Raw genomic sequence first — 25,241 nt, 5'->3', positions numbered from 1 at the left:
GCGCTACACCTCCACGGATCTCTGCACCAGTCCGGCGTTCTCGAACGCGCGGCGGATCTGCTGCTTACCTTCTTCCGGGAGCAGGCCCTGGGGCGCCCGCCCGTGCGGGTAGTCGCCCAGCGGCAGCCCGAGCACCGAGGCGGCGTAGCGGAACGCCTCACCCCAGTGGGTGAAATAGCCCGGCCGGCCCGGATAGCCGGTGTACCAGGGGCCGACCTCCGACATCAGGCGGTCGTAGCCCGATTCCTCGGCGTACGCGGCCGCCGCCGTGAGCTCCCCCGCCCAGATCAGCCGCCAGTACTCGGTGCACATCGGCTTGTCCGGGGTCTCCTGGAGGTAACCGGCCGTGCCGAGCTGGGCGGGGCCGAGGATGCCCAGTTGCAGCCAGCCCGCCCGGTAGGCGATCAGGTCGCACTCCCAGATCACCAGTTCGGGTGCCAGCCGGTGGATCTGCGCGCTGGCGGCGTAGTGCATGGTGCCCTGCTTGATCGCGCACACCGCCGGCACTTCGTCGTGGATGCGGGCGATCTCGTCCGGGGTGAGCACGTAGCCCGAGGAGGGCGAATTGAACAGTCCCAGTGCGATATCCGTGCGATCGGCCACGTACCGGTAGAACCGCAGCGCGCCCTCACCGCCGTGCAGTTCCATCGGCGGGGTCTGGAGGTAGCAGATGTCGGCGCCGGTCCGCTGCGCGTGCAGGGTGAGCTCGACCGCCTCCTTCGCGGACATCGAACTCGTACACGCCTGGATCACCGTCGACGGCGCCACCTGCCGGGCCTCGTCGACGGCCACCTCCACCAGCAGCTTGCGCTCGTCGGTGGTGAGCGCCCACCATTCGGCCAAACCGCTTGTCAGCCAAAGCATCTCGTGACCGAGATCGCCGACGCAGTACCGGACCAGGGCCCGGTAGGCGTCGAGGTCGATATCGTCACCGTCGCGGCCGGAGAACGGCGTGTAGAGCGAGTCCCCGATCCCGTGCAGGCCGCCTGCGGCCGCCCAGTCCCGTGCTTCCCGTGCAGATGGCATGACGAAATCCTTTGCTGCAACCGGCCTCCGCCCCGTGCGTCAGGGCAGTACTGTATTGTTTACTGTTGTACCTTGAGGACCCGTAAGTCAAGGGCCGGTGTCAGCAGGACCGCCATCCGTCGCCGGTGAGCGCGACGACTCACCGATGGCGGCCCCGCCACGGCCGCGCGAGGTCATCCACGGCGCAGCCGCACCAGAATGCCCGCCACGTGCGCGCAGGCGGCCGAGCGGGCGCCCTCGGCGTCGCCGTGCGTGATCGCGGTCAGGATGCGCTCGTGTTCGGCGAGCGCCGCGTGGCGATTGTCGTCGAAGGTCCACATGTCGGAGCGGTAGAGGTGTGCCTGACTGTCGAGCCGGAACAGGGCGTCGCGCAACGGCTGGTTCTCCGCGATGTCGCGGATCGCGGTGTGGAAGTCGAGGTCCAGGCGGGCGTCGCGGTGCCGATCCGCCGCCGCCCCGAGCAGGGCGCGCTGCTCGTCCAGCATGACCGTCAGATCCGCGACGTTGCGCCGGGTGGCGCGCAGCGTGGCGTGGTAGGCGGCGAGGCCGTCGAGCACCTCGCGCACCTGGAACACATGGGTGATCGTCTCCTCGTCGACGGCGCTCACCTTCGCGCCCGCGTTGCGGGTGTACACCGCGATGCCCTCGTTGATCAGCTGCTGCACCGCCTCCCGCACGGGGGTGCGGCTGACATTGAGGCGGGCCGCGAGCGCCGGCACGCTCAGCGGCGTGCCGGGGGCGAGCTCGCCGGAGAGGATGTCCTCACGCAGGGCGGCGTACACCGATTCCGCGAGCAGCGCCGGTTCGGTGGTCGTCATGGGGATTCCTTCGAAGCTCGAGGCCACACCACACGGTATCCCGGCGGTGGCGGCGGGGCGGTCAGCGCATTCCCGCGGCGCGGACCCGCTCGGTCTCACGCAGCCCGACCGGCGCCACGCCGGATTTCATCCCGGCCAGCTTCGCCACGATGTTCGCCGCGATCGTGATGGGCGGATACCCGGTTTCGCCATCGGCCAGGCAGCCGGGCAGGGTCTCGATGACCGCGTCGTGGTTGCCGTCGAAGAAGAACGCCGCCGACCGGCGCCGCCGGATCCGGCCGTCCTGCACCGGCGGATCCACCCGGTGCACGGTGGCCAGCCAGCGGTCGTTGGTCCAGCGGGCCATCGCGTCACCGAGGTTGACCAGGAGCGCGCCCGGTGCGGGCTGGACGTCGTGCCAGGCCCCGTCCCGGTCCAGCATCTGCAAGCCCGGCACCCGGTCGGCCCACAGGATGGTCAGGATGCCGAAGTCGGTGTGCGCGCCCATCCCGGTCAGTTCCCCGGCGATCGCGAGGTCGGATTCCGGCAGGGCGTAGTTGTTCATCTTCAGCACCTCGATCGAATGGTCGACCAGAGTGTCGAAGTAGCCGGGCGGGAGCCGGAGCGCGTCGGTGAACGCCCGCAGCAGCGTGCGCGACAGCGCCTGGGCGTGCTCGAAATACCGCTCCACCGCCGGCCGGAACGACGCCGGGTCCGGCCAGCTGTTGTGCGCGTATTGCGCGGCGGGCAGGTCGAGTTCGGGATAGGCGGCCGCCTCCACGCCGACGGTGATCGCCTCGTAGAAGTCGCGCACCGGCGAGGCCGAGGCGATACCCAGGCTCATGCTCAGCGATTCCGATTTCGGCGGGGCGTAGCCGCGATTGTCCCCGGGCGGGCGGCGATACCGCTGCTTGTGTTCCGGGGGCAGGGCGAAGAAGTCGTCGAGCGCGCAGGCCAGCGCATCGATGACGTCGCCGGGGATGCCGTGCCCGGTGATCTGCACGAAACCGACCGTGCGGCAAGCGCTATCGAGGCGCTCGGCGATCCCGGCACAGGCCGCCGGGTCGGGTTCGGCCGCACGGTAGGCGCTCAGGTCGATCACCGGAACTTCGAAACTCATCTGTTCACTTCTCCCGATCCGAGGACGAATGCCAGTCGCCGATCAGCGCTGCGGACGCGGCGTTGCAGGCCACGAAGACGAGCACACCCAGCAGCGCGGCGAGCACGATCGAGGCGAACAGGTCCGCCGACTGCAACCGGCTGCGGTACACGTCGAGCAGGGTGCCGATGCCCGGACGGCCCTTGGTGAAGAACATGTCGCCGATGATGGCGCCGATCACCACCAGCCCGGCGGCGGTGCGCAGGCCGGTCAGGATCGCGGGCAGCGCGGCCGGCAGTTCCAGTTTCAGCAGCCTGTCCCGCGCCGAGGCCCGGGACAGGGTGAACAGCTCGTGCTGACCGCGGTCGACCGATTGCAGGCCGAACAGCGTGTTGGTGATGATCGGGAACACCGCGATGATCACGCACACCAGGGTGCGGGCGAAAATGCCGTAGCCGAACCACAATCCGATCAGCGGCACCAGCGCCAGGATCGGAATCACCTGCAGCACCACCGCATACGGATAGATCAGCCGCTCCAGCCAGCGTGCCCGGCTCATCAGGGTGCCGATCGCCGTGCCGGCCAGCGCGGCCACCACGAAGCCGATCGCCGCGACCCGTGCCGTGACGCCGAGCGCCTCCAGCATCGGCAGCACGTGCGACCGGTTCAGCAGGGAACGGGTGAGCACGACATGCGGTGCGGGCAACAGGAATCGGCGCGACGGCGACAGCACCAGATAGGTGACGGCGTACCAGAGCACGACCGCCCCCGCGAGCGAGGCGATCGGCACCCGCAGCGCGCGACCGGCCCGGGCCAGCAGCCGGAAAACCATCGGCACGGAACCCGTTCCGCCGCGGTCGACGGGGAGGGCGACCACCACGGTGGCATCGGTCATCGTGACTCTCCTTGCAGCAGTGCGGAAATCCGGGCGACGTGGGCGGTGAACTGCGGTGTGTACCGCAGTTCCGGCCCGCGCGGATACGGCAGATCGATATCGAGCACACCGGCGATGCGCCCGGGGCGGGCGGTCATCGCCACCACCCGGTTCGCCAGGAACACCGCCTCGGACACCGAATGCGTGATGAACATCGCGGTGAACCGGCGCTCGGTGTACAGGCGCAGCAGTTCCACCTGCATGTCCAGCCGGGTCATCTCGTCGAGCGCGCCGAACGGCTCGTCGAGCAGCAGCACCTCCGGGGCCAGGGTGAGCGCGCGGGCCAGCGAGGCACGCATCTTCATCCCGCCCGACAGCGTCTTCGGCAGCTGGTCCGCGAAGTCCGACAGTCCGACCGCGGCCAGCGCGGAATCGGCGCGGGCCCGCCGGGTGGCCTTGTCCAGATGCCGTAGCTCCACACACAATTCGACGTTGCGGCGCACACTGCGCCAGGGCAGCAGGGTCGGCTCCTGGAAGATGAAGCCCAGCGATTCGGTGCCGACCGCGACGGAACCCGAAGTGGGGCTTTCCAATCCGGCGGCCAGCCGCAGCAGTGTGGACTTCCCGCAGCCGGAGGGCCCGACGACCGCGACGAAATCACCGCGGCGCACCCGCAGGTCGATGCCGTCCAGCGCGGTGGTTCCGGTGGGGTACCGCTTGACCACCCGATCGAAGGACAGCTCGAGCTCCTTGGTGAGGGTCCGCGCATCCACATCGTGCATCGTGTCCACCCGAGCCATACCCGCCTCCGAATCATGATGCATGCAAAGTTGCCGAATCCGACGATCTAGAGTCTGAAATACATGCATGACCATCCGGTATCTCGACGTTAAATCGCGGTGACTCCATGCATCATCGCTCGTAATCGACCATATTGGATCGATTTACCGAACAGAAACATGGTCGGTATTACATGTAATAACCGGGGCCGATAGTTGACCTCGCCCGCCGGTCGCCATGATCGGCCGCCCATCCCGGCGCTCGACACCTCGGCTGTCGTACCGATTCCCCTCCAGGAGAGACCGTGATCCCACGCATCTTCCGCACGGTTGCGGCCGTCACCGCCGCCGCGGCGGCGGTGACCCTGTCCGCCTGTAGCTCCGACGATTCCGGCGGCGCGCCGGTCGCGCTGGCTCCGGCGGCCGAACAACAGCAGCTCGGCGGGGTGTGCCCGCACGACGTCGTGGTGCAGTTGCAGTGGCAGCCGCAGTCCGACATGGGCGCGCTGTTCCAGATGCTCGGACCGGGCTATCGCGTGGACAGCGCGGCCCATTCGGTCACCGGGCCGCTGGTGGCCGGCGGCAAGGACACCGGCGTGCGGCTCACCCTGCGCGCCGGCGGGCCCGCGATCGGCTTCCAATCGGTCTCGTCCCAGCTGTACGTGGACAACGATGTGACGCTGGGCATCATGCACGGCGACCAGGTCGTCGCCGCGGCCGCGAGCCAGCCCGTGGTCGGGGTGACGCCACTGCTGAAATACAGCCCGACCATCCTGATGTGGGATCCGGCCAGTCACCCGGACTGGCGGACGATCACCGACATCGGCCACTCCCACGCCACGGTCGTGGTGTCCAAGGATCAGATCTACCCACAGTGGCTGGTCGGCCGCGGCCTCATCGACCGCGCGCAACTGGACACCAGTTACGACGGCGCACCGGCACGCTTCGTCGGCGATCCGAAGATCGCCCAGCAGGGCTTCGCCGACGCCGAGCCCTACGCGTACCAGCACACCGTCGCCGCCTGGTCCAAGCCGGTGCAATTCCAGCTGGTGAAGGATATGGGCTACGACATCTACGCCTCGAACATGGTGGTGCGCGCCGACCGGGTGGACGCGCTGGCACCGTGCCTGCAACGCCTGGTGCCGATCATCCAGCAGTCCGGCGTGGACTACATCACCGCACCCGATGCCGCGAACAAGACGATCGTCGACATGGTCGCCGCCGACGTCACCTACACCCCCTACACCGCGGACGAGGCGGCCGACAGCGCGAAAATGCTTGTCTCGCAGGGCCTGGTGGCCAATGAAGCGGACGGCTCGTTCGGCACCTACGATCCCGCGCGCACCCAGGACAGCGTCGGCCAATTGGTACCGATCCTGAACGCCGGTGGCGCCGGCCTGCCCTCGGGGCTGACCGGCGACCGGCTGTTCAGTCCTCGGTTCACCGACCACACCATCGGAATCCACTGACCGTGACGAGGACTCGACCATCGCGTACCGGATCAGTGTGCGGCGGAACCGATCCCGTCACCGAGTTCGGAGAGCAACAGCGCGGCCAGCGATTCCGGGGTGTCGGCCTCGAAGATCGTGGTGAGCGGTAGCGCCAGTCCGGTGATCCGGTTGATCGAATCGTGCAGTTCCATCGCGGTCAGCGAATCGAAACCGATATCGGTGAACCGATGGCCGGGTTCGATCGCCGCCGGATCCGGGTGGCCCAGCAGGGTGGCGGCCCGGGTCCGGATCAGATCCTCGAGCAGGCCCCGGCGATCGGTGAGGTCCAGATGCGCGAACTCGGTCCGGAACGCGCCCGCGGTGCCCTCGGCGCTCGGGACCGGGCCGGACTCCGCCGCCGCACGCGTGATCCGGGGCGGTGTCAGCCAATACCGGTCGCGCTGGAACGGATACGTCGGCAGGTCGATGGTCCGGGCATCGCCGAAACAGCGGTCCCAGCGCACCGGCAGGCCGCGGACGTATCCACGGGCCAGACCGTTCGCGAACTGCTCGGTACCGCCCCGCCGCCGGCGCAGCGTCGGCAGCACCTGCCCGGCCTCGCCCACCGTCGCCGCGATCGCGGTGGCCAGCACCGGATGCGGGCTCACCTCGACGAAGCACCGGAAGCCGCCCGCCGCCGAAGTTTCCACGGTATCGGCGAACCGGACGGGATTGCGCAGATTGTCGTACCAGTAGGCGCCGTCGGCCTCCGGTCCGGCCAGCACCGAGCCGGTCACCGTGGAATACCAGGGAATTCGGGCCGGGCGCGGGCGCAGTCCGGCCAGTTCCGCGAGGAGGCGATCGCGTGCGGGCTCGACATGCGCGGAGTGCGAGGCGAAGTCGATGGCCACCGGATGCACGACGACACCGGCCTGCCGATATTCGACGAGCAGCGCCTCGATCTCCGCCGCCGCTCCGGACACCACGGTCACCCGGTCACTGTTGCGGGCGGCAACGGTGATGCCCGGACGCCCGGCCAGTCGCTGCTCGACCTCGGACACGGGCGACTGCACCGACAGCATCCGCCCGGACAGCCCGGCGCAGGCCGCTCCCCTGCGCACCACGACGCCGATCGCCTCGCGCAACGACAGCACGCCCGCCAGGTGCGCGGCGGCGATCTCACCGAAGGAGTGGCCGATCACCGCGTCGGGTTCGACGCCGTACCACTGCCACAGCCGGGCCAGCGCGACCGTGATCGCGAACACCGCCGGTTGCACGAACTCGGTTCGGCTCAGCGCGGATTCGTCGTCCAGCACCTCCGCCAGCGACCAGCCTGCGAGCTCCCGGATCGCGGCCTCGCACTCGTCGAGCACCGCCGCGAACACCGGTGATTCCACCGACAGCGCCGAAGCCATTCCCGCCCACTGGGTTCCGTGGCCGGGGCAGACGAAGACGATGCCACCGCGCACATCCGCGCGGCCGGTGACGGCATACCCGGTCCGGCCCGCCGCCAGCGCGGCCAGATCGGCCCGGTCGGCGCCGAACACCACCGCCCGATGCTCGAACCCGGTCCGGGTGGTGGCCAGCGACCAGCCGATATCCACGGCGGCCGCGCCCGTGTCGAGTAATGCCCCGATCCGATCCGCCTGCGCGGCGAGCCCGGCCGGGCTCGCCGCCGAAACAATCAGCGGGAGCAGCGGATTCGCGGGGTCAGCGATGCCGGTGGGGCCTTCGGCGACACTCGCGGCAGACCCGGCCGCACCACGAGCGGGTGCAGCGCCACCATTGGCGAGTGCGGTGCCACCGGCCGACGATGCGGTGCCGCCACCAGCAGGCTCAGCACCACCACTCGCCGGTGCAGCGCCACCGCCGGCAGGCGCAACGCCATCGGTGACCGGTGCAGTGGTATCCGTGACCGGTGCGGAGGTGGCGGGCACCGGGACGAGGGTGGCGGGCGCCGCCTCCAGCACCACGTGAGCATTGGTGCCGCTGATGCCGAAGGCCGAGACGCTCGCGCGGGCCGGGCGAGCGGCGGCGGGCCACGGGGTGGCGGTGGTGGCCAGGCGCACCGATCCGGCGGCCCAGTGGGCGTGCGGCGTCGCGGAATCGACGTGCAGCGTCGGCGGCACGAGCCGATGATGCAGCGCGAGCAGCATTTTGATGGTTCCGAGAATTCCGGCGGCGGCCTGGGTGTGACCGATGTTGGATTTCAGCGAGCCCAGCAGCAGCGGCTGCGCGCGGTCGCGACCGTAGGTCGCCAGCACCGCGTTCGCCTCGATGGGATCGCCCAGGGTGGTCCCGGTGCCGTGCGCCTCCAGCACGTCCACGTCGGCGGTGGTCAACCCGGCATCGGCGAGCGCGCGGTGGATCACCCGTTGCTGGGCGGGTCCGCTCGGCGCGGTCAGCCCGTTCGAGGTCCCGTCGGAGTTGACGGCACTGCCCCGGACGATACCCAGGATCCGGTGGCCCGCCTGCCGCGCCACCGAAAGCCGTTCCAGCACCAGGACTCCCACGCCCTCACCCCAGCCGGTGCCGTCCGCCGCCGCGGCGAACGGTTTGCACCGGCCGTCGGCCGCCAGCCCGTTCTGCTGGGCGAACTCGGCGAAGGCCACCGGGGTGGACAGCACCGCTGCCCCCGCGGCCAGCGCCAGCGTGCATTCCCCGTACCGCAGCGACCGCACCGCCAGATGCAGCGCCACCAGGCCGGAGGAGCAGGCGGTGTCCACGGTGATCGCCGGGCCGTGCAGGTCCAGCACATAGGCGATGCGCCCGGAGGCGACCCCACCGGCATTGCCGGTCATCATCCCCGGATCCGAACCGGTGACGACCTCATAGCTGCGCGGCAGATAGTCCGAGGTCATCACACCCGCGAAGACGCCGGTATCGCTGCCGCGCAGCGACACCGGATCGATACGAGCGTGTTCGATTGCTTCCCAAGAGGTTTCCAGCAGCAAACGCTGCTGCGGATCCATGGTGGCGGCCTCGCGCGGCGAGATCCCGAAGAAACCCGGATCGAACCGAGTGGCATCCAGGAAGCTTCCCCGCCGGGCATAACGGGCATCCGGATCGACGGTCCAACCCCGATCGTCCGGAAAATCCCCGATCGTCTCCCGCCCGGCAGCCAGCAACTCCCAGAACTCGTCCGGCGACGAGACCCCACCCGGTACCCGGCACCCGATCCCGATCACCACGACCGGATCGTCGGCAGCCGCACCCAGTGCCGTCCTCGCCGAATCGTGCACCACCACACCCGATGCCGGAACGACCGGCACCGACTCGCCGGCAACCGGTTTCTGCGCTGCACCCGCCGACTCATGCGACACCGCCACAGGTTCCGGGCCTACCGGGGTCTCGTCCACAAACGACCCGAGCCTCGCGGCCGCCGATCCATGCAGCACCGCAGCCGAATTCGGTGAGTCGAGCAGTATCGTCAGGTGGGCAGCGAGGAGGGCCGGGGTCGGGTGATCGTAGGCGGCGGTCGTGGTGATCGGCAGACCGGTGGCCGCGGCGAGCGCGGTGCCCAGTCGCACCGCGCCGGCGGAGGTGAGGCCGTAGTCGGTGAACACCCGGTCGGGAGCGATCTGGTCGGCCGCGCCGACCACCGCGCGTGCCTGGGCCCGCACGAGTTCCAGGGCACGGGATCGCCGCTCGGCGGGGCGGAGGGTGCCCAGTTCGCGGGTCCATATCGAATCGGCTTGCGCCGTACGGTGTTCCAGTTGTTCGGCGAGGCGGGCCCGGGCGATCTTGCCGGTGGGCGTGTACGGCAGCCGGTCCAGGATCACCAGTTCCGCCGGAATCCGGTACGAGGCGACGCCTTTCGCCGTCAGGTGAGCGGCGATCCCGGCGAGGGTCACCGCCGCACCGGGTGAGCGCAGCGTCGCGACGAGGCAGGGGTACTCGCCGAGCCGATCGTCCGGACGGCCGATGATCGCGACCCGGTCCAGATCCGGGAAATCGTCCAGCAGCGTCTCCACCTCGGGTGCGACGAATTTCTGGCCGCCGACATTGATCACCTCGGCGTCCCGGCCGCGCAGCGTGATGCTGCCGTCGGGGTGGGCCGTGGCCCGGTCACCGGTGCGCAGCCAGCCGTCGGCGGTCAGCGCCGCCCGGGTCAGCTCCGGGTCGCCGAGGTATTCACGGCATCGGAAGTCGCTGCGGAACTGCAACTCTCCGGTCTCGCCGGGTCCGCAGACGGCACCGTCCGCGGTGACCACCCGGGCCTGCGCGCCGGTGACCGGCCGCCCGACACCACGGGCGGCCGCATCGTCCGGGTCGTCCGGGCGCGTGAACAAGCCCGCGCCGACCTCCGACATCCCCCACTGCGCGATCACCGAGGTACCGAACGCCCGGCGTGCGTCGATCACCAGCGAGGCGGGTACCGCCGCACCACTCACCCGGATCTCCCGCAGCCCGGTCCCGAAGTCCGGCTCACGCAGCAGATCCCGGACCTGTGCGGGCGCGGCGAACAGCACGGTGGCCGCGCTGCGCCCGGCCAGTCGCCGTGCCGCGCTCGGGTCCCAACCGGGCAGCAGCGCCTGCCTGCACCCGGCCACCAGGCTCAGATGCACCGACAGCAGACCGAACGCATGGGTGAGCGGGCCCGCGGCGATCAGTGTGTCGTCGGCCCGCATCACCGCATCCGCCGCCACCGCGACCGCGTTGGCGATCAGGCTGTCGTGCGTATGCACACAGATCTTGGGGCGCAGGGACGTCGTTCCCGACGACGGCACCAGCACGAAGCGATCGCCGGGCCGGACATCCACAGGCCGCGGCGAGACGCCGGTCCAGCGCCGCACCACGTCCTCGAACGTGCAACAGCCCCCGGCCGATTCGGTGTCGACACCGTCGAGCGCGCGGCCGTCGACCGTCGTTCCGTCACCACTCTCGCCCGTCGACGCGAAGCCGCTGGACGAGTCGCCGATGCCTGCGACCAGAGTCACACGCAGGGAATCGAATTCGGCAGTGAGGGCGGGGAGCAGGGTGCGGTGGCGATCCGCGTCCACTGCCAGCGCGACCGCGCCGGTGCGCGCCAGCAGGGCTCGAATCTCGTACGCGCCCAGTGCCATCGGCAGCGGCAGCAGGACCGCTCCGGCGGCGGCGACCGCGATGTGGATGGTGAGGAATTCCCAGCAGTTCGGCAGGTGGACGGCGACGACATCGCCGGGGCCGATGCCGGATTCCTGGAGGAAGCGGGTCAGTGCGTCCGCCTCGGTGCGCCAACGCTCCCACGACCGGAAGCCGTCCCCGGCGTAGACCGCGTCGGCGGTCCCGCCCGCGGCCGCGGCGGCGCGGAACAGGGCGGGCAGGGTGGGTGTCGCACCGGTCACGATCGGGCTCATGGCTGTGGCGTCCATCCGCCGTCCGGCACGGTCATGGTGAAAACGCCGCAGCCGAAACTCAATCCGAAGGCGACCAGCAGTCCCTGGCCCGCCGGGCGCCGCACCGGGTCGGTCAGCATCAGCGGCACCGAGCAGCCGAGGGTGTTGCCGTAGTCGCGCAGCACCCGATACGAGGACACGACCGTCTCGTCGCCGGGGGCGACGCCGAACTCCGTGCACAGCGCGTCCAGGATGCGCACGCTGCCGGTGTGCACGAGCAGCGCCGACGCCTCGGCGGGGGTGGCCAGCCGGCACGTCTCGTCGGCCAGCGCCATCTTCACCGTCTCCCGGGCGTAGTACGCGCCCCGCGGGGTGACCAGCGGGCTGAGCGTGTAGCCGCGGCGGCCGTCGACCACCGGAACATCCGAACCGCCGTCCGGCACCGTGCCGAGTTCGGCGTCCTCCGGCAGGGCGTTGGTCAGGTTCGACACCGGACCGAAGCGCGGCCCGTCCCCCTCGGCGCCGAGCAGCATGGCCACCGCGGCGTCGGCGAACAGGAAGCCGTGCAGTGCGTTCACCGCTTCCTGCCGTTGCTCCGGCGGCAATTCCAGGAAGTGCCGGTGGAACCCGGGCAGCGGCGGCGACAGCGGGGTGGTCGCCTCGGCGAAGCAGACCAGCACCGTCTTGCCCGGATGGCAGGCCAGGTACCACCGCGCGGTGTCGATGGCCTTCGCCATCGCCGAGCAGCCCATGTACTCGATGCTGAGATTCTGTGCGGTCCTGGGCAGTTCCGGCATCCGCGCGAACATGTCGCAGACCAGGCTCGGCACCAGCCGGCCGGGACTGCTGGAGACACCGAGCACCAGGCCGATCGATTCCACCGGTTCCGGGGTTCCGGCCAGGCAGCGCCGCGCGGCGCGCACCGCGAGATCGACCACAGGGATGCCGATCTCGGGCTCCGCGCCGCGGAACAACACCTCCGGATAGTTGGTCAGGATCGAGTGCCGGTTCTCCACGCCGAGGCTGCCCAGCATCTCCGCGAGCCGGCCGGACAGATGCCCCTGCCCGGCGTCGAGCAGTTCGTCGGTGGAGTACGCGGAACGCGGGAGTTCGGCGGCGATGCCGAGCAGCGCGGGGTCGATCATGGTGACGGTCACAGGGTTTCACCTCGGTACGAGATCTGGATGAGGGGCACGGACAGTCGCCTCACAGGATGCTGTCGGAGACGGGGACGCCGAACGCGCCCTGCCCGAAGTTGACCAGCGGCCGCTCGGCGCTGTTGGCGCGGTGCAGGCTGCCGGTGTTCACGTCCCGCCAATGCCGTTCCAGCACATCGGGAGTCCGCGCGGCCCGGCCGCCGCCGAGCCGGAACAGGGCGGTGGTCGCCGTCACCGCGCGTTCCACCGCGCGCACCTGGTCGCGCCGGGCCCGCAGCCGCAGGTCGAGCGGAATCTCCTCGCCCGCTTCGGCACAGCGCAACGCGGCGGCGAGATTGTGTTCCATCGCCAGGATTCCGGCATCGATCTCGGCGGCGGCGCGGCTCACCCGCTCCGCGACACCGGGACCGGGGTCTCGGTCGCGCATCCGGGCGGTGAAGGCCGCGTAGGCGCCCTGCGCGGCGCCGAGCAGCGGTGCGGTCACCCCGCCGGGCAGCACACTGGTGAACGGAAGCCGGTACAGCGCAGGGATTTCCGAGGCGAGGCCGGTACCGGCATTGTGCTGTTCGGCGTCGTGGACCCGATGCGCGGGCACGAAGGCCGCGTCGACGACGATGTCGTGGCTGCCGGTACCGGCCAGGCCGACCGCCTGCCACACCTCGTCGATGGTGTGGTCGCCGCGCGGCAGCAGCAGGGTGAGATGCACCCCCGGCGTCCGGTCGTCGGCGGCGGTCAGCGCACCCAGCATGATCCAGTCGGCGTGCTGGCAGCCGGAGGCGAAACTCCACCGCCCGGACAGTTCGAAGCCGCCCGCGACCCGGGTCAACCGGCCCGAGGGTACATACGAGGCCGCGAGCACCGCATCCGGATCGGCGCCCCACACATCGTGCTGCGCGGCCGCCGGGAACAGCGCCAATTGCCATGCATGCGTGCCGAATACCGATGTCACCCAGCCGGTCGACGGGCATCCGGCGGCCAGTTCGCGGATCACGGCGAAGAAGTCGACCGGTGAGGCCTCGGCCCCGCCGAACTCCCGGGGCTGCAACATCCGGTACACACCTGTCTCGGTCAGCTCCCGCACGGTGCGATCGGGCACCCGGCGCTCCCGTTCGGTGTCCGCGGCACGCGCCGCGATCCCCGGGACGAGGTCCCGGATCCGGTCCAGCATCTTGGTATCGGTCATCGGCCATCCACTACGGTCTCGAATTCGAAGGCGCCGGCCGTCGTCGGCCCGATGCGCCCGGCACGGCAGAGCCTAGAACCGCGGCGAATTCCGAAACAGTTGCGGAAACGACAGATTCGGTACCGGATCCGACATTTGCGGTCGAGTCGCGGAGTGACGTCGCGCGACTTATGGTGTCTCGCGTGATCGACTTACCGGAAACAAACTCCGGCACCGTCTCGGATTCTGCATCCCAGCTGTGCGATACCGAGGACGACGACCGGCTGGGGCAACTCACAGACTATCTGGCACACCATTGTTCGCGTGCCGTCCTGACCGGACTCCTGTCCGGCCGGGACAACGGCGATCCGCTCCGGGATCGGCTGATACTGGATCATGCGGCGGCCCTGGTGTTCCCGCCGACCGCCGCCGCACTACACCGCAGGCTCACCGACGCCGGCTTCCGGGTGGTCGATACCGTACCCAGTGTCATTGTGCGGCAACGACTCTGCAAGCGCTACGGTATCGCCCCGGCAGACTGCGCGGTGTTCATCCTGCGCGCCTGCCGCGAAACCGGCGACGCCGCGCCCCCGCAACGGCTGGAGCTGTTCTACCCCGCGCCCGCAGGAACGGCCGATCCCGCCTGGCGGCGGGCGCGCGCCGACGAACGCGCGCACAATCGGGAGACCCATTTCGCTTTCACCGTTCCCGAATTCGACTCGAATACCTATCATGCGATCCGGAGGCATTTCGCCGAATCGAGCGGTCTCCGGCCCGACGGCGGCGGCTGGAATCCGCACGAGCGCAGTCACGGACCGGGCTGCTCCACATTCTATTTCGCGGGTCCGGGAACGGTTCCCGGAAAACCGTGGCCACGCCGACTGGAAATCATCTGCGGCGGGCTGCACGCCGACGAACTCACCGCACACGGGGTATCGTTACCCTCGGCGAATCGCGGCTGACAGCGGCCCTGCGGTCACCAGGGCGAGCGAGCGGCACGGATCTCGGCGACCGTCACACCACGCCGACGCCGGATCAGGGTCCGCAACGTGCTCGCGTTCTGATAGCCCACCCGCGCGGCGACCGCATCCACCGTCAAGGTCGTGGTGCGCAGTAGTTCGGCAGCCCGTTCCAGCCGGATGTCGTGCACGAATTCCTGTGGGGACTTGCCCAATTCGGCCTGCATCGCACGTTGCAGGCCGCGTTCGGTGGCGCCGAGCGTCCGGGCCACATCGGCGAGCCGGACCGGTTCGGACAGATGCGTTCGCATCCAGCGCTCGAAGTCGGCGACCAGCGCGTTGCCTCGCGCGACCACTTCGGGAATCGCGTGCACCGCTTGCGATTTCCGATTACCCACCGCCATGTACCGGGCCACCAGCGTGGCCAGTGCCGGACTCTGCGCCTGCACCAGCGACAGGGCCAGATCCAGATGCGACAGCGAGGCGCCGGCGGTGGTGACCTGATCCCCGCGGCACAGCGTGCGCGCCTCGTCCAGCTCCGCCTTCGGATAGCGGCGGCGGAACACCGGGCCCAGCCACCAACTCGTCGTCGCGGGCTGCCCGTCCAGCACCCCGGCCTCCGCCAGGAAGAAGGTCCCGGTGCAGGCGGCGGCCAGATGTACCCCACTGGCACGGGAACATTCGAGCAACTCGAGCGTGGCGCGGCTCTCCGGCGCCGCGACCAGCCGGATGAGCGAGTCGGCCTCCAGCGCCGCCACCGCGGGCACGATCATCACGTCCGCCGCGCCGGTGAACTCCCCCAACGGCACCGTCGGAATCAGGTGCCCATAGCCCGAACGGACATCGGCGCCCAGCGACACGCATCGCACCGTCCACGGTGGCGGCGCGTTGTCCAGTTCGGCGCGTAGCGAATTCGCCGTGTGCAAGGTTTCCAGCAGCGCGGCCAAGCCGAAGTCGGCGACGCCGTCCACGACGAGAATGGCGACATTCATGTCGGGTACAGTATCCACATCACCGATCCCGACACCGCTGGAAGGCGGCTCCGGGCACCCGCTATCGGCAATATCACGAATACCGCCCGGTCGGTATCACCACTCGCCCGGCAGTAGATCTTCAGACATCAGTGCTCCCTGCGTTGTGTCCGAGAAGGGTGCCGATACCCGGCGAGTCCGCCAGGAAAGCATCGACGGCGCACGCCCTGAGCTCGATCGACGGGTCCACCCGCAACGCGCTCAGGGCGGCGGCGGACAGATTGCCCACGACCAGGCTCTCGACCTGGTCGCGGCCGAGCTCGGCGGTGTGCAACCAGTGCACGACCAGCCCTGAGGATTCCGAATTCGATTCGAGTTCCACTCGTTGGATATCCACTCGATATCGTATGGTTTTCATATCTTATGGTACCGTCGGCGACATGAAGGAACACAGCTACCGCCGGATGGTCAACAGCGTCAACAAGGTCATCATCGGATTGCAGCGCACGGGGATCGCGTTCGGACCGATGCAACTGCTCACCGTGCCGGGCCGGCGCACCGGCCGGCCCCGGACCTTCGCGATCGCGATCAACGAACTCGACGGCGAAAGGTATATCTTCCAAGCGTTTCCGAAGGCGGCCTGGGTGGCCAACGCACGCGCCGCGAGCACCGTGACCCTGACCCGCGGGCGAAGGTCGGCGACCGCCCGCCTGGTCGAGATCCCGCTCCCGGAGCGGGGCCCCTTGCTACGTCGGCTGGTGGCCACCAGCCCCGCGCGGGTCGCCGACATCTTCGTGAGCTCGGGCCAGGCCGAGGCCGCCACCGCCGATGCCATGGCGGCAGCCGCCCCGCGCATCGCGATCTTCCGCGTCGAACCGGCCTGAACAGTCACGTGACGATCGTCCCGCCGCTCGCCGTGGCAAGCCTCCCCTTCGATCTCATATGATACGAATAGTGAATGATCGGCCACGGAAGTCCTGAGGAGCGGTCCCGGTGACGGATCGACCAGCGCCCACGCACCGGCAGCTGACCAACGCGGTCAAGGAAGCCCTGCGTGACCTCAATATTCAACTGGCACTGCTCAATCGCAGGCTGGGCGGCAAGGTCGAACTGAAGGACGCCGACTGGACCTGCCTGGACCTGCTCAACCGGCAGGGCCCGCTGTCACCGAAGGAACTGGCCCGCCGCACGGATGTCCACCCGGCCACCCTCACCGGCGTCCTGGACCGGCTCGAGCGCGGCGGTTGGGTTGTCCGCGAACGCGATCCGAACTCCCCCGATCGCCGCGCCGTCACCGTCCGCGCCCTCCGCGAACGAAACCAGGAACTCTTCCGCATGTTCTCCGGCATGAACAACCGCATGGACACCCTCTGCCGCGACTACAGCGCCACCGAACTGGAACTGATCGCCGACTTCCTCCGCCGCACCGCCACTGCCGGCCACGACTCCACCGAAGAACTCCTCTGAGCGAAGCCGGTACCGGCCCACGCCTCAGATCCGGTGAACGCCGTCGGCCGGAGGATTGCCGGGCGCCGGATATGGCGCCGGTCGGACGGTGACGTCCCGCTCGTGGTCCGCGCCGCGAATCACATGGAGGGGCAACGCATCCGGATGGGCACTCAGGGCCGTGTGGAGCGTGGTGATCGAGCGGAGGGGAAGGCCGGCGGCCCGGATGAGGAGGTCGCCGGCACGGATGCCGGCCAGGTCGGCCGGGCCGCCGGGGGCCACGGAACGGACCAGCAGGCCGGGTGGGGCGGGTAGGCCCACGGCGCGGCGGGTTCGGATGGCGGTGTGGGCAGGTTCCAGGACGAGGCCGAGGGCGGGGTGCTCGGGGTCGGTGCCCTCGTAGGAGGTGAGCAGGCGGCGGAGCAGGTCGGCCAGCTGTGCACGCTCGTCGGGGGTGAGGGCGGCGAGCATGCGGTCCTCGGTGTCGAGATGCGCGGGTGTCACGCGGTCGAGTAGTTCGCGGCCGGTGTCGGTCAGGGCGATCAGGGTGTTGCGGCGATCGGTCTCGTCGGGGGTGCGGGCCACCAGTCCCTGGTTGACCAGCCGGTCCACCCGGGTGCTGATGGTGCCGGAGGTCAGGCCCAGTTCTCGCATCAGCCAGCGCTGCGAGACGCCACCGGGGCGATCCGCGAGCCGGAGCGTCGCCAGCGCCACGTAATCCGGCCCGTTGAGGCCGTATTCGGCGAAGGAGGACTCGATCTCGGCCTCCAGCACGCGTCGCACCCGGCCGAGACGCTGGACCACGGCCAGCGGCGAATAGTCCAACTCGGGGCGCTGCCGCGACCAGGCCGCGAGATGGCGATCCACCGAATCGGGCGGACCGGTGGGGGGAAACTCGGCGCTGGACATGGACATCACCGTCAGGCTAGCATTCGGGCCAATAGCTTTGGCCAAAGCTATTGGCTCAAACTTTTTGAACGGAGTGCTCATGGACTTGGCATTGAACGGTAAGCGGGCCCTGGTGACGGGCAGTACCAGCGGGATCGGGCAGGCCATCGCCCTCGCGCTCGCCGCCGAAGGAGTGGCGGTGGTCGTGCACGGCCGCGACGCGACACGGGCCGCGGCGGTCGTCGACGACATCCGGGCCGACGGCGGCCTGGCGGCAACGGCAACAGGCGATCTCACCGACGACGACGCGGCGGCCGCCGTCGCGCAGCAGGCCACACAGGCGTTCGGCGGGATCGATATCCTCGTCGACAACATGGGTGGAACGGCCGCGACGGACGGCTGGTCGGACCCCGATCCACGCGACTGGATGGCCCTGTACGACAGCAATGTACTGTCGGCCGTCCGGCTGATCGGTGCGCTGACCCCCGCCATGCGCACCGTCGGCTGGGGCCGCGTCATCCAGATCGGCAGTGGCGCACACCCGAACCCACTGCCGCAGCGCGCCGCCTACTGTGCGGCCAAGGCCGCGCTCGCGAATCTGACGGTGAGCCTGACCAAGGAACTGTCCGGCACCGGCATCACGGTGAACACCATCAGTCCCGGCCCCACCGACACCGACGGATTCCAGGACACCGCAAGGGCTTTCGCACAGCACAACGGCCTCGGCGACGATATCGCCGCCGCCACCACGGCACTGCTCGCGGGCCCCCTGGCCAACCCCTCCGACCGCCTGGTGCAGCCACGGGAGATCGGCGCCCTGGTCGCCCTCCTCGCCAGCCCGCTCGCCGCCTCCGTGAACGGAGCGAACATCCGCATCGACGGCGGCGCGATCCCGACGGTGAATTAGCCTCCCGATCCGGAAACGGGCGCCTACCCTGCCTCGGGCTCACGACCGGGTCGCAGGCTTCCTGTGCCGAACACGGGCACCGACAGCGTCGAGATGCGGGTGCCGTCCCGGGTCATGGCTACGACGACATGCCGAGTGGCGGCCGCAGCCGATGACGCCGTGCCGACCAGGCCGGCAACACCTGACCCGCAGCAGGCGTATTGGACCTCCACAGGTCGGCATCGGCCGCCATATCGGTCGCCGAAAGCTCCTCCCGCGCAGCGAAATACGGCTCCTCCCGCCGACTGCGGGCACGCAGTTCGCCGTCAGCACGGGTTCGCCGCCCAGCACGGTGCTTCGCGCCCTTCGCCGCCGACGGACGTGGTATTGCGCATCCAGTCGTATCGGACACCGGCGACTCGCACTGCTCATCCCGCATCGCCATCGAGTCGGTCCGCTACGGTGGAAATGTGAGCCTTCGCGGGCTCACCTCACTGATTGCTCGTGCATCCGGCGGGAACCAGGGTTCCGGCGAGCATGTCCTCGACCCATTCGGCGGTCAGCGGGGTGCCCAGAGCCAGTGCGCCGACGGTGAAATGACCGCCGGGGTAGACCTCGAGGCGGACCCGGGCCTGGTGCCGGCACCAGTCCTGGTAGAGGTTCACCGCGCCGGCCAGGGGGATGAAGATCTCGTCGCCGCCGTGGACGATCAGCATCGGGATCCGGGGCGCCGTGCCGCCCAATCTGTTCTCCGCGATGACCTTTCGGACGATCGGCAGTTCGATCGGGTTCGGGACGTCGGTGAGCTGTTCGATCTTGATCTGGGTCAGCGCGCCGAAGACGCCCTCCGGTTCGGTGCAGAGGTTGCGGAACGCGTGGGCCAGGCGCCAGCCGTTGTCGTTGAGCAGGGGCAGCAGTTCCGGGTACTCCCGGGCCAGTCCCAGTGCCGCGGCGAGGAAGACGCCCGCGGCGGCGTTGCCGTTCATCGACTGCCACAGCATGTGATAGTCGGCGGGCGTGCCACCGACCAGCGCTCCGGCCAGGGCGAGTTCGGGGGCGTATTCGGCGGCGAGCTGAGCGGCCCAGCCGGTGGCGATGGCGCCGCCGGAGTATCCGGTCAGCACCACCGGCGAGTCGGGGCGCAGTTCGTCCGTGCCGAGCCCTACCGCGGCCCGTACCGCGTCGAGTACCGCATGGCCTTCCATGTGCCCGGCCGAGTACGCCTGCCGCGGGCCCTGGTGGTCGGGCACCACCACCGCGTAGTTGCGGGCCAGCAGCGTCGCGATCGGCACCTGATCGGCCTGGAGCCGATCCTTCATCTTCTGCGAAGGGGCACAACGGTTTCCGAGTGAGGCGATCGGGGCGGCATAGGCGACCAGCGGGCGCGGTCCCGGGCCCTCCCACGGCTGGTTCGGCACGAACACGGTCGCCACCACGGGTGCCGGACGCCCTTTGGCGTCGGTGGACCGGACCATCAGCTCGGTCGAATGCGCCGTCGGCGGGAACCAGATCTCGGCCGGGCGAGTCGCGAGAACCGTGCCGGGCCGGGCCTTTTCGAATCCGGGCGCAGGCTGGTAGAACGGGTCCGGCAGTGGATCGGGCAGTACCGACGCCAGTTCGTGCGGCGGATCGTCCAGCGGGCCCGCGTAACCGGCCGCCGGCGCCGCCACCGACAACACTGCCGACACGAGGGACGCCGCGGTCCAGGCCACCATCCGTCTGCTGTTCGCCAAGTCTCGATCTCCCCTGTGGTACGCACGTTCGCTCGACCGGCGAACACGTCTCCGCCTGTGGACCTTCGAAATTCGACCAGCTCACCCGGGACAACGGTCGCGCAGGGACCGCTGAGACCTGCCCAAGCTTCTCACGGACACCGCCGCGTTCCCGATTTCACGGTCGGCGTGGCGGACTCACGATGCGGCAGCCGATTCCCGCTGGACCAGCGCACTCCCCTGCCGATCTGGGACGGTCGCCGATCAGTCCGGGTCGACCTCGAGGGCGTGCAGCACCCACTGGTCCCGGCCGCCGATCTTGGCGCGGTACAGACCGCGGTCGGCGGCGTCCAGCAGTTCCTCCGGCTGGGCGCCCGCGCACGGTTCGATCACCGCGCCGATGCTGACCGACATCTGCACTCGATGCTCGTCGACCACCATCGGCTCGGTCAACGCCGCCAGCATCCGCTCGGCGATCTCGGCCACCCGCCGGTCGGCGTCCGGCGGCGGCACCAGCGCCACGAATTCGTCACCGCCGAGGCGGGCGAGCAGCGAACCCGTATCGGCGAGGGCGTCGCCGATACGGACCGCCACCGCGGCCAGTACCCGGTCGCCGAAACCGTGGCCGTAGCGGTCGTTGATCTCCTTGAAGCGATCGAGGTCGGCGAAACACAGTCCGACCCGGTCGTCCTCGGTCGCCGTCTCGATCACCGCGCCGATCGCGTCCAGCAATTGCCAGCGATTCGGCAGTCCGGTGAGCGCGTCGTGGCGGGCCTGACGCTGCAATTCCTGCTCCAGCCGGTGCCGCTCGGTCATATCGCGGCCGAAGGAGATCAGATAGTCGCAGTGACCATCGGTTCCCGGCACATAGGTGACGGTGAAGCCGGCCCAGCCGATGCTGCCGTCACCGCGCAGGGTCCGCCGTTCCAGCCGGATCGTTCCCTTCCGCGGATCGAGCAGTTCGCGGTAGAGGAGTGCCTCGATCTCCGCCCGGTCGTCCGGGTGCGAGAAATGCAGTGCATCCACCGTGCCCATCTGCCGCAATTGTTCGAGCGGCACACCGACCAGATTCGCGAAGCCCTCGTTCACGTCGAGCAGATTGCCCGCGCTGTCACTGATCGCGATGGCCACCGACGCGTTCTCGAACATGATCCGATACCGGTCGTCGGCGCTGCGGACCGACGCCGCGGCGCGATCCAGCTCCGCCCGATGCCCCTGGCCGATCCCCACAGCCAGGGCCGCCATCTGCCGTTCGACCGTGATCCGGTCGGCACCGTCCGCCGTAGGACAGAGGATCTGCGCCGACACCACGGGTACCGCCGGATCGTCGAGGCCCGCCCGCGCCAGCGCCGCCCCGATGCGCATCCCGGCCTCAGCGGCACCGGTGCGCGCACCGGCTTCGAACTCGCCGACCAGCGAATCCAGCAGCTCACGTGGCGCGTCGACATGGCAGGCGTTGTGCAGCGCCTGCCACCATTGCGTGACGAGCTCGTGACGATTCCAGGCGACCATCGCCCACCACGATAACCGCTGGCAATCCACCGGCAACGCGGCGGCGGACCCTGTCGTCGCCCGGATTCGGTTCGCGCGGGTTCGCGCCGGTCGGGCCGGGCTTTCGCGGAGGTTCGCGCCGGTCAGTTCGCCCCGCCGAACGCGACCCCCGCGCCCACGCCGATGATCATCACACCGCCCGCGCTCCCGATCGCCTCGAGCCGCCGAGGCGACCGCGCGAACCAGGCCCGCGCCGTCCCGGCCAGCAACGCCCACGAACTGTCGGACACCAACTGGATCAGCAGGCACAGCGATCCGAGCAACACCAGCTGCGACGGCATTGACCCCGCCGCCGGTACCGTGAACTGCGGCAGCACCGCACCGAACAACACCAGCGTCTTCGGATTGGTCGCGCCGACCACGAACCCCTGCCGCAACGCGCGCCGGGTCGCCGCGGGTGGCACCGCGGTATTCAGCGCCGCCACCAGATCCTTCCGATGCCGGATGGCGCCGACCCCCAGATAGACCAGATACAGCGCCCCGACGATCTTCACGATCGCGAACGCCACCGCCGAGGCCGTCAACAGCGCACCGAGCCCGAACGCCACCGCCAGCAACGGCACCAGCGACCCGGCCGTCGTCCCCAGCACCGACAACACCGCCGGCCGCCGCCCCAGCACCAGCGCCCGCCCGATCGCGAACAACACGTTCGGCCCGGGAATCACGATGATGATCGTCGCCGCCACCGCGAACGCCGCGACATGGGAAAGTGGCACCATCGATCCAGCCTACCGTGGCCCGCCCGCGGATTCGGAAAACTGCTGCGCGCCAAGAAAATCCAACTCGCCAACCAGCCGTTCCGCACTCGCAGATCGCAGCGAACCTGCTGCTGCGGGCCGCATCGGCCGAAGGTGAGCGGGCCGAGCCGGACCCGGCCCGATGCGCGCAGCCGGACACCGGCCGAGACCACCCCGCGCGTACACCACTGCGGCACCGGCATCACATCCCCGCATGCGAGCCGATTCCACTGCCGGGCACTCCAATCCGGTGCCGGCCGCGTGCCACAGCGCGAGCCGGCTTTTCCCCGGCACCGCCCGACGGTACCGGCGACCCAGGTTCCACCGACCGCGTCGCCGGGGCGGTTCGCAGCAGCCGGAGCGCACAGGTTACGGTCGCGGGTACAGCCGATCCCGAAGTCCGCCGGCCGAAGTCAACGACCGGGGCGCCGGGGTGGTTCGCAACAGCCGGGGGCGCAGAGGTCACCGTTGCGGGTGCAACCGTAGCCGGGGACGGAGCCGAGGCGGCGAGGCGGCGCGCCGGAGGTCTGTTCGGCGACGAGCTCCGCGATCAGGGCGGCGAACCGGGGATCGGTGCCGGGGGTGGCGGCGCGGGCGAAGGCCATGCCCAGTTCGGCGGCCTTCTCGGCGGCCTCGTTGTCCAGGTCCCACACCACCTCGAGGTGATCCGAGACGAAGCCCACCGGGCAGACCACCACGGCCTCGATCCCCTTGGCGGACAACGCTTCCAGGTGGTCGACGATATCCGGTTCCAGCCACGGCACCTGCGGCGGTCCGGAACGGGACTGCCAGACCACGTCGAAGTCGTCGAAACCGGTTGCGGCAGCGCACAATCGGGCCGCATCGGTTACCTGACGGCTGTAGAGACGGCCGCCGTCGGACGGCGGGCCGGCGGCGGCATCGGCGGCGACCGGGATGGAGTGGGCCGTGAACACCAGCCGGGCCGCGTCCCGCAGCTCCGCCGGAAGGTGCTGCCGCGCAGCGCGTATCGCGTCGGCGAAGGCATCGATCAGCAGCGGATGGTCGAAGTACTGGCGCAATTTCACCAGGGTGGGCGCCGCGGGGCCGACCGCCGCGCGGGCGCGGGCGATGTCCTCGTCGTACTGGCGGCACCCGGAGTAACCGCCCCAGGCCGAGGTGGGGAACACCAGCGCCGAACGCACGCCGTCGTCGCGCATCCGGGCGACAGTGTCCTCCACCATCGGATGCCAGTTGCGGTTGCCGAAATACACCGGCAGTGTCGTTGCGCGAGCAGCGAATTCGGCCTCCACCGCGGCGATGACGGCCCGGTTGCAGGCGTTGATCGGGGAGACACCACCGAAGTGCAGGTAGTGCTGTGCCACCGCGGCGAGCCGTTCGGGCGGCACACCCCGGCCCCGAGTGACGTTCTCCAGGAACGGCATCACGTCCTCGGGCCGCTCCGGGCCGCCGAACGACAGCAACAGCAGTGCGTCGTACATCGCCTACCTCCGTGAGCTGCCGACTCGGGTGCGCGTCGCGGGCGACGGCTCGACAGCCGCCGCCCGCACGGATCGTCTTCTGCCGTCCGGCCCGGACCACCTGCCCGCGCCGGACGTGCCGGAATCAGTTCTCGGCCAGATCCTTGTCCGGGAACCAGGTGTTGTGGCTGGCGCCGCCGTCGACGTAGATGATCGAGCCGGTGGTGCCGGGCAGCCAATCCGACAGCAGGGTGACGATGGAGCGCGCGACCACGGTCGGGTCGTCCACGTCCCAGCCGATCGGCGAGGCGCCGTCCCAGTACTTGTTCAGCATGGTCAGCTGCTTGGCGTCGTCGGTGGCGGTGCCCGCGATGGCCTTGGCGGCCAGCGTCTTGATCGGGCCGGCGGCGACCAGGTTGGAGCGGATCTTCTTGGCGTAGCCCACTTCTCGCGCCACGTACCGGTTCACCGACTCCAGCGCGGCCTTGGCCACGCCCATCCAGTTGTAGTACGGCATGGCCGTGCGCGGGTCGAAATCCATACCGACGATCGAGCCGCCCGGATTCATCACCGGCAGCACCGCGCGCGCCAGCGAGGCGTAACTCCACGCGGAGATCTCGAACGCCTTCGCCGCGTCGGCCCCGGGGCCCTCCAGGAAGCCGAACGCCTCCGGGCCCATCAGGGTGCGGGGCGCGAACGCGATGGAGTGCAGCACGCCGTCGAGCCCTTCCGGCGCCAGTTCCTGCACCTTCTCGGCCAGGACGGCGAGGTCGGCCTCGCTGGTGACATCGAGCCCGATGGCCGGCGGCACCTCCTGCGGCAGGCGCTTGGCGATCCGGTCGATGAGCCGCAACCGTTCCGGAATCCCGGTGATGATCACCTTCGCACCCTGCTCCTGCGCGACCTTGGCCGCGTGGAAGGCGATCGACGAATCGGTGATGATGCCGGTGATGAGGACGGTCTTGCCGGCGAGCAATCCGCTCATTGGGGGTGGATTCTCCTTGCTGAGG

General features: G+C 69.8%; 21 protein-coding genes. 5 read left to right on the top strand and 16 right to left on the bottom strand.

What is annotated here, in order from left to right; all coding sequences use genetic code 11:
- Positions 1–3: 3 nt before the first annotated feature.
- The 5 genes from LBW94_RS03890 to LBW94_RS03870 all read right to left on the bottom strand — a co-directional run bounded on the left by LBW94_RS03890 (position 4) and on the right by LBW94_RS03870 (position 4,596).
- Entirely contained in the window at positions 4–1,026 is a 1,023-nt protein-coding gene (locus tag LBW94_RS03890) for a dihydrodipicolinate synthase family protein (RefSeq protein WP_225060972.1), read from the bottom strand.
- A gap of 173 nt (positions 1,027–1,199) precedes the next feature.
- The gene (locus tag LBW94_RS03885; RefSeq protein WP_225060971.1) at positions 1,200–1,844 is read right to left on the bottom strand and encodes a GntR family transcriptional regulator; all 645 of its coding nucleotides are present in this window, start codon (positions 1,842–1,844) and stop codon (positions 1,200–1,202) included.
- 61 nt (positions 1,845–1,905) lie between these two features.
- Positions 1,906–2,943, bottom strand: a complete 1,038-nt coding sequence (locus tag LBW94_RS03880) for an isopenicillin N synthase family dioxygenase (RefSeq protein ID WP_225060970.1) — start codon at positions 2,941–2,943, stop codon at positions 1,906–1,908.
- 4 nt (positions 2,944–2,947) lie between these two features.
- Complete coding sequence (locus LBW94_RS03875) at positions 2,948–3,817, bottom strand: ABC transporter permease (RefSeq protein WP_225060969.1); 870 nt, start codon at positions 3,815–3,817, stop codon at positions 2,948–2,950.
- Positions 3,814–4,596, bottom strand: coding sequence for an ABC transporter ATP-binding protein (locus LBW94_RS03870; protein WP_225060968.1), 783 nt, complete (start codon positions 4,594–4,596; stop codon positions 3,814–3,816). Before LBW94_RS03870 ends, LBW94_RS03875 begins: the two co-directional genes overlap by 4 nt.
- A gap of 284 nt (positions 4,597–4,880) precedes the next feature.
- On the opposite strand from LBW94_RS03870, the gene LBW94_RS03865 reads away from it, so the two are divergent.
- On the top strand, positions 4,881–6,044 hold the full coding sequence (locus LBW94_RS03865) for a nitrate ABC transporter substrate-binding protein (protein ID WP_416276847.1): 1,164 nt from the start codon (positions 4,881–4,883) through the stop codon (positions 6,042–6,044).
- A 32-nt stretch (positions 6,045–6,076) separates the two neighbouring features.
- On the opposite strand, the gene LBW94_RS03860 is transcribed toward LBW94_RS03865, so the two are convergent.
- The 3 genes from LBW94_RS03860 to LBW94_RS03850 are packed head-to-tail and all read right to left on the bottom strand — an operon-like array spanning position 6,077 to position 13,663.
- On the bottom strand, positions 6,077–11,359 hold the full coding sequence (locus tag LBW94_RS03860; protein ID WP_416276846.1) for a beta-ketoacyl synthase N-terminal-like domain-containing protein: 5,283 nt from the start codon (positions 11,357–11,359) through the stop codon (positions 6,077–6,079).
- Positions 11,341–12,480 carry a 3-oxoacyl-[acyl-carrier-protein] synthase III C-terminal domain-containing protein gene (locus LBW94_RS03855; RefSeq protein WP_225060967.1) on the bottom strand — a complete coding sequence of 380 codons (1,140 nt, stop codon included), beginning with the start codon at positions 12,478–12,480 and terminating at the stop codon, positions 11,341–11,343. Before LBW94_RS03855 ends, LBW94_RS03860 begins: the two co-directional genes overlap by 19 nt.
- Positions 12,481–12,529: 49 nt before the next feature.
- Entirely contained in the window at positions 12,530–13,663 is a 1,134-nt protein-coding gene (locus LBW94_RS03850; protein ID WP_225060966.1) for an acyl-CoA dehydrogenase family protein, read from the bottom strand.
- A 182-nt stretch (positions 13,664–13,845) separates the two neighbouring features.
- Between LBW94_RS03850 and LBW94_RS03845 the strand changes: the two genes are divergently transcribed.
- Positions 13,846–14,604 (top strand): hypothetical protein, encoded by a 759-nt coding sequence (locus LBW94_RS03845; protein WP_225060965.1) that lies wholly within the window; start codon positions 13,846–13,848, stop codon positions 14,602–14,604.
- A 14-nt stretch (positions 14,605–14,618) separates the two neighbouring features.
- Here the strand turns inward: LBW94_RS03845 and LBW94_RS03840 are convergent, their stop codons facing one another.
- Positions 14,619–15,593: a GlxA family transcriptional regulator gene (locus tag LBW94_RS03840; protein WP_225060964.1), complete on the bottom strand. Its 975-nt coding sequence runs from the start codon at positions 15,591–15,593 to the stop codon at positions 14,619–14,621.
- 121 nt (positions 15,594–15,714) lie between these two features.
- On the bottom strand, positions 15,715–15,969 hold the full coding sequence (locus LBW94_RS03835; RefSeq protein ID WP_225060963.1) for a hypothetical protein: 255 nt from the start codon (positions 15,967–15,969) through the stop codon (positions 15,715–15,717).
- Positions 15,970–16,012: 43 nt separating this feature from the next.
- Here LBW94_RS03835 and LBW94_RS03830 point away from each other — a divergent pair, with 43 nt between their 5' ends.
- Together LBW94_RS03830 and LBW94_RS03825 are read left to right on the top strand one after the other, a co-directional pair.
- The gene (locus LBW94_RS03830) at positions 16,013–16,456 is read left to right on the top strand and encodes a nitroreductase/quinone reductase family protein (RefSeq protein WP_225060962.1); all 444 of its coding nucleotides are present in this window, start codon (positions 16,013–16,015) and stop codon (positions 16,454–16,456) included.
- 109 nt (positions 16,457–16,565) lie between these two features.
- Positions 16,566–17,039: a MarR family winged helix-turn-helix transcriptional regulator gene (locus tag LBW94_RS03825; protein WP_225060961.1), complete on the top strand. Its 474-nt coding sequence runs from the start codon at positions 16,566–16,568 to the stop codon at positions 17,037–17,039.
- A gap of 24 nt (positions 17,040–17,063) precedes the next feature.
- Here LBW94_RS03825 and LBW94_RS03820 read toward each other — a convergent pair whose 3' ends face one another.
- Complete coding sequence (locus LBW94_RS03820; RefSeq protein WP_225060960.1) at positions 17,064–17,933, bottom strand: MarR family transcriptional regulator; 870 nt, start codon at positions 17,931–17,933, stop codon at positions 17,064–17,066.
- A gap of 73 nt (positions 17,934–18,006) precedes the next feature.
- On the opposite strand from LBW94_RS03820, the gene LBW94_RS03815 reads away from it, so the two are divergent.
- A complete protein-coding gene (locus LBW94_RS03815) occupies positions 18,007–18,813 on the top strand; it encodes an SDR family NAD(P)-dependent oxidoreductase (RefSeq protein WP_225060959.1) in 807 nt (268 codons plus the stop codon).
- Positions 18,814–19,283: 470 nt separating this feature from the next.
- On the opposite strand, the gene LBW94_RS03810 is transcribed toward LBW94_RS03815, so the two are convergent.
- The 5 genes from LBW94_RS03810 to inhA form a co-directional block, all read right to left on the bottom strand.
- Complete coding sequence (locus LBW94_RS03810; RefSeq protein ID WP_225060958.1) at positions 19,284–20,525, bottom strand: lipase family protein; 1,242 nt, start codon at positions 20,523–20,525, stop codon at positions 19,284–19,286.
- 243 nt (positions 20,526–20,768) lie between these two features.
- A complete protein-coding gene (locus LBW94_RS03805) occupies positions 20,769–22,016 on the bottom strand; it encodes a sensor domain-containing diguanylate cyclase (RefSeq protein ID WP_225060957.1) in 1,248 nt (415 codons plus the stop codon).
- A gap of 122 nt (positions 22,017–22,138) precedes the next feature.
- Complete coding sequence (locus LBW94_RS03800) at positions 22,139–22,774, bottom strand: LysE family translocator (protein ID WP_225060956.1); 636 nt, start codon at positions 22,772–22,774, stop codon at positions 22,139–22,141.
- A gap of 431 nt (positions 22,775–23,205) precedes the next feature.
- The gene (locus LBW94_RS03795) at positions 23,206–24,252 is read right to left on the bottom strand and encodes a ferrochelatase (RefSeq protein WP_225060955.1); all 1,047 of its coding nucleotides are present in this window, start codon (positions 24,250–24,252) and stop codon (positions 23,206–23,208) included.
- Between the two features lie 124 nt (positions 24,253–24,376).
- Positions 24,377–25,216: an NADH-dependent enoyl-ACP reductase InhA gene (gene inhA / locus LBW94_RS03790; protein ID WP_225060954.1), complete on the bottom strand. Its 840-nt coding sequence runs from the start codon at positions 25,214–25,216 to the stop codon at positions 24,377–24,379.
- Positions 25,217–25,241: the final 25 nt, after the last annotated feature.

The sequence above is a fragment of the Nocardia sp. alder85J genome, assembly GCF_020176955.2.
Classification (GTDB): Bacteria; Actinomycetota; Actinomycetes; order Mycobacteriales; family Mycobacteriaceae; genus Nocardia.
Note: the sequence above shows the minus strand (reverse complement) of the source record. Positions and strands in the feature narration are given on the sequence as shown.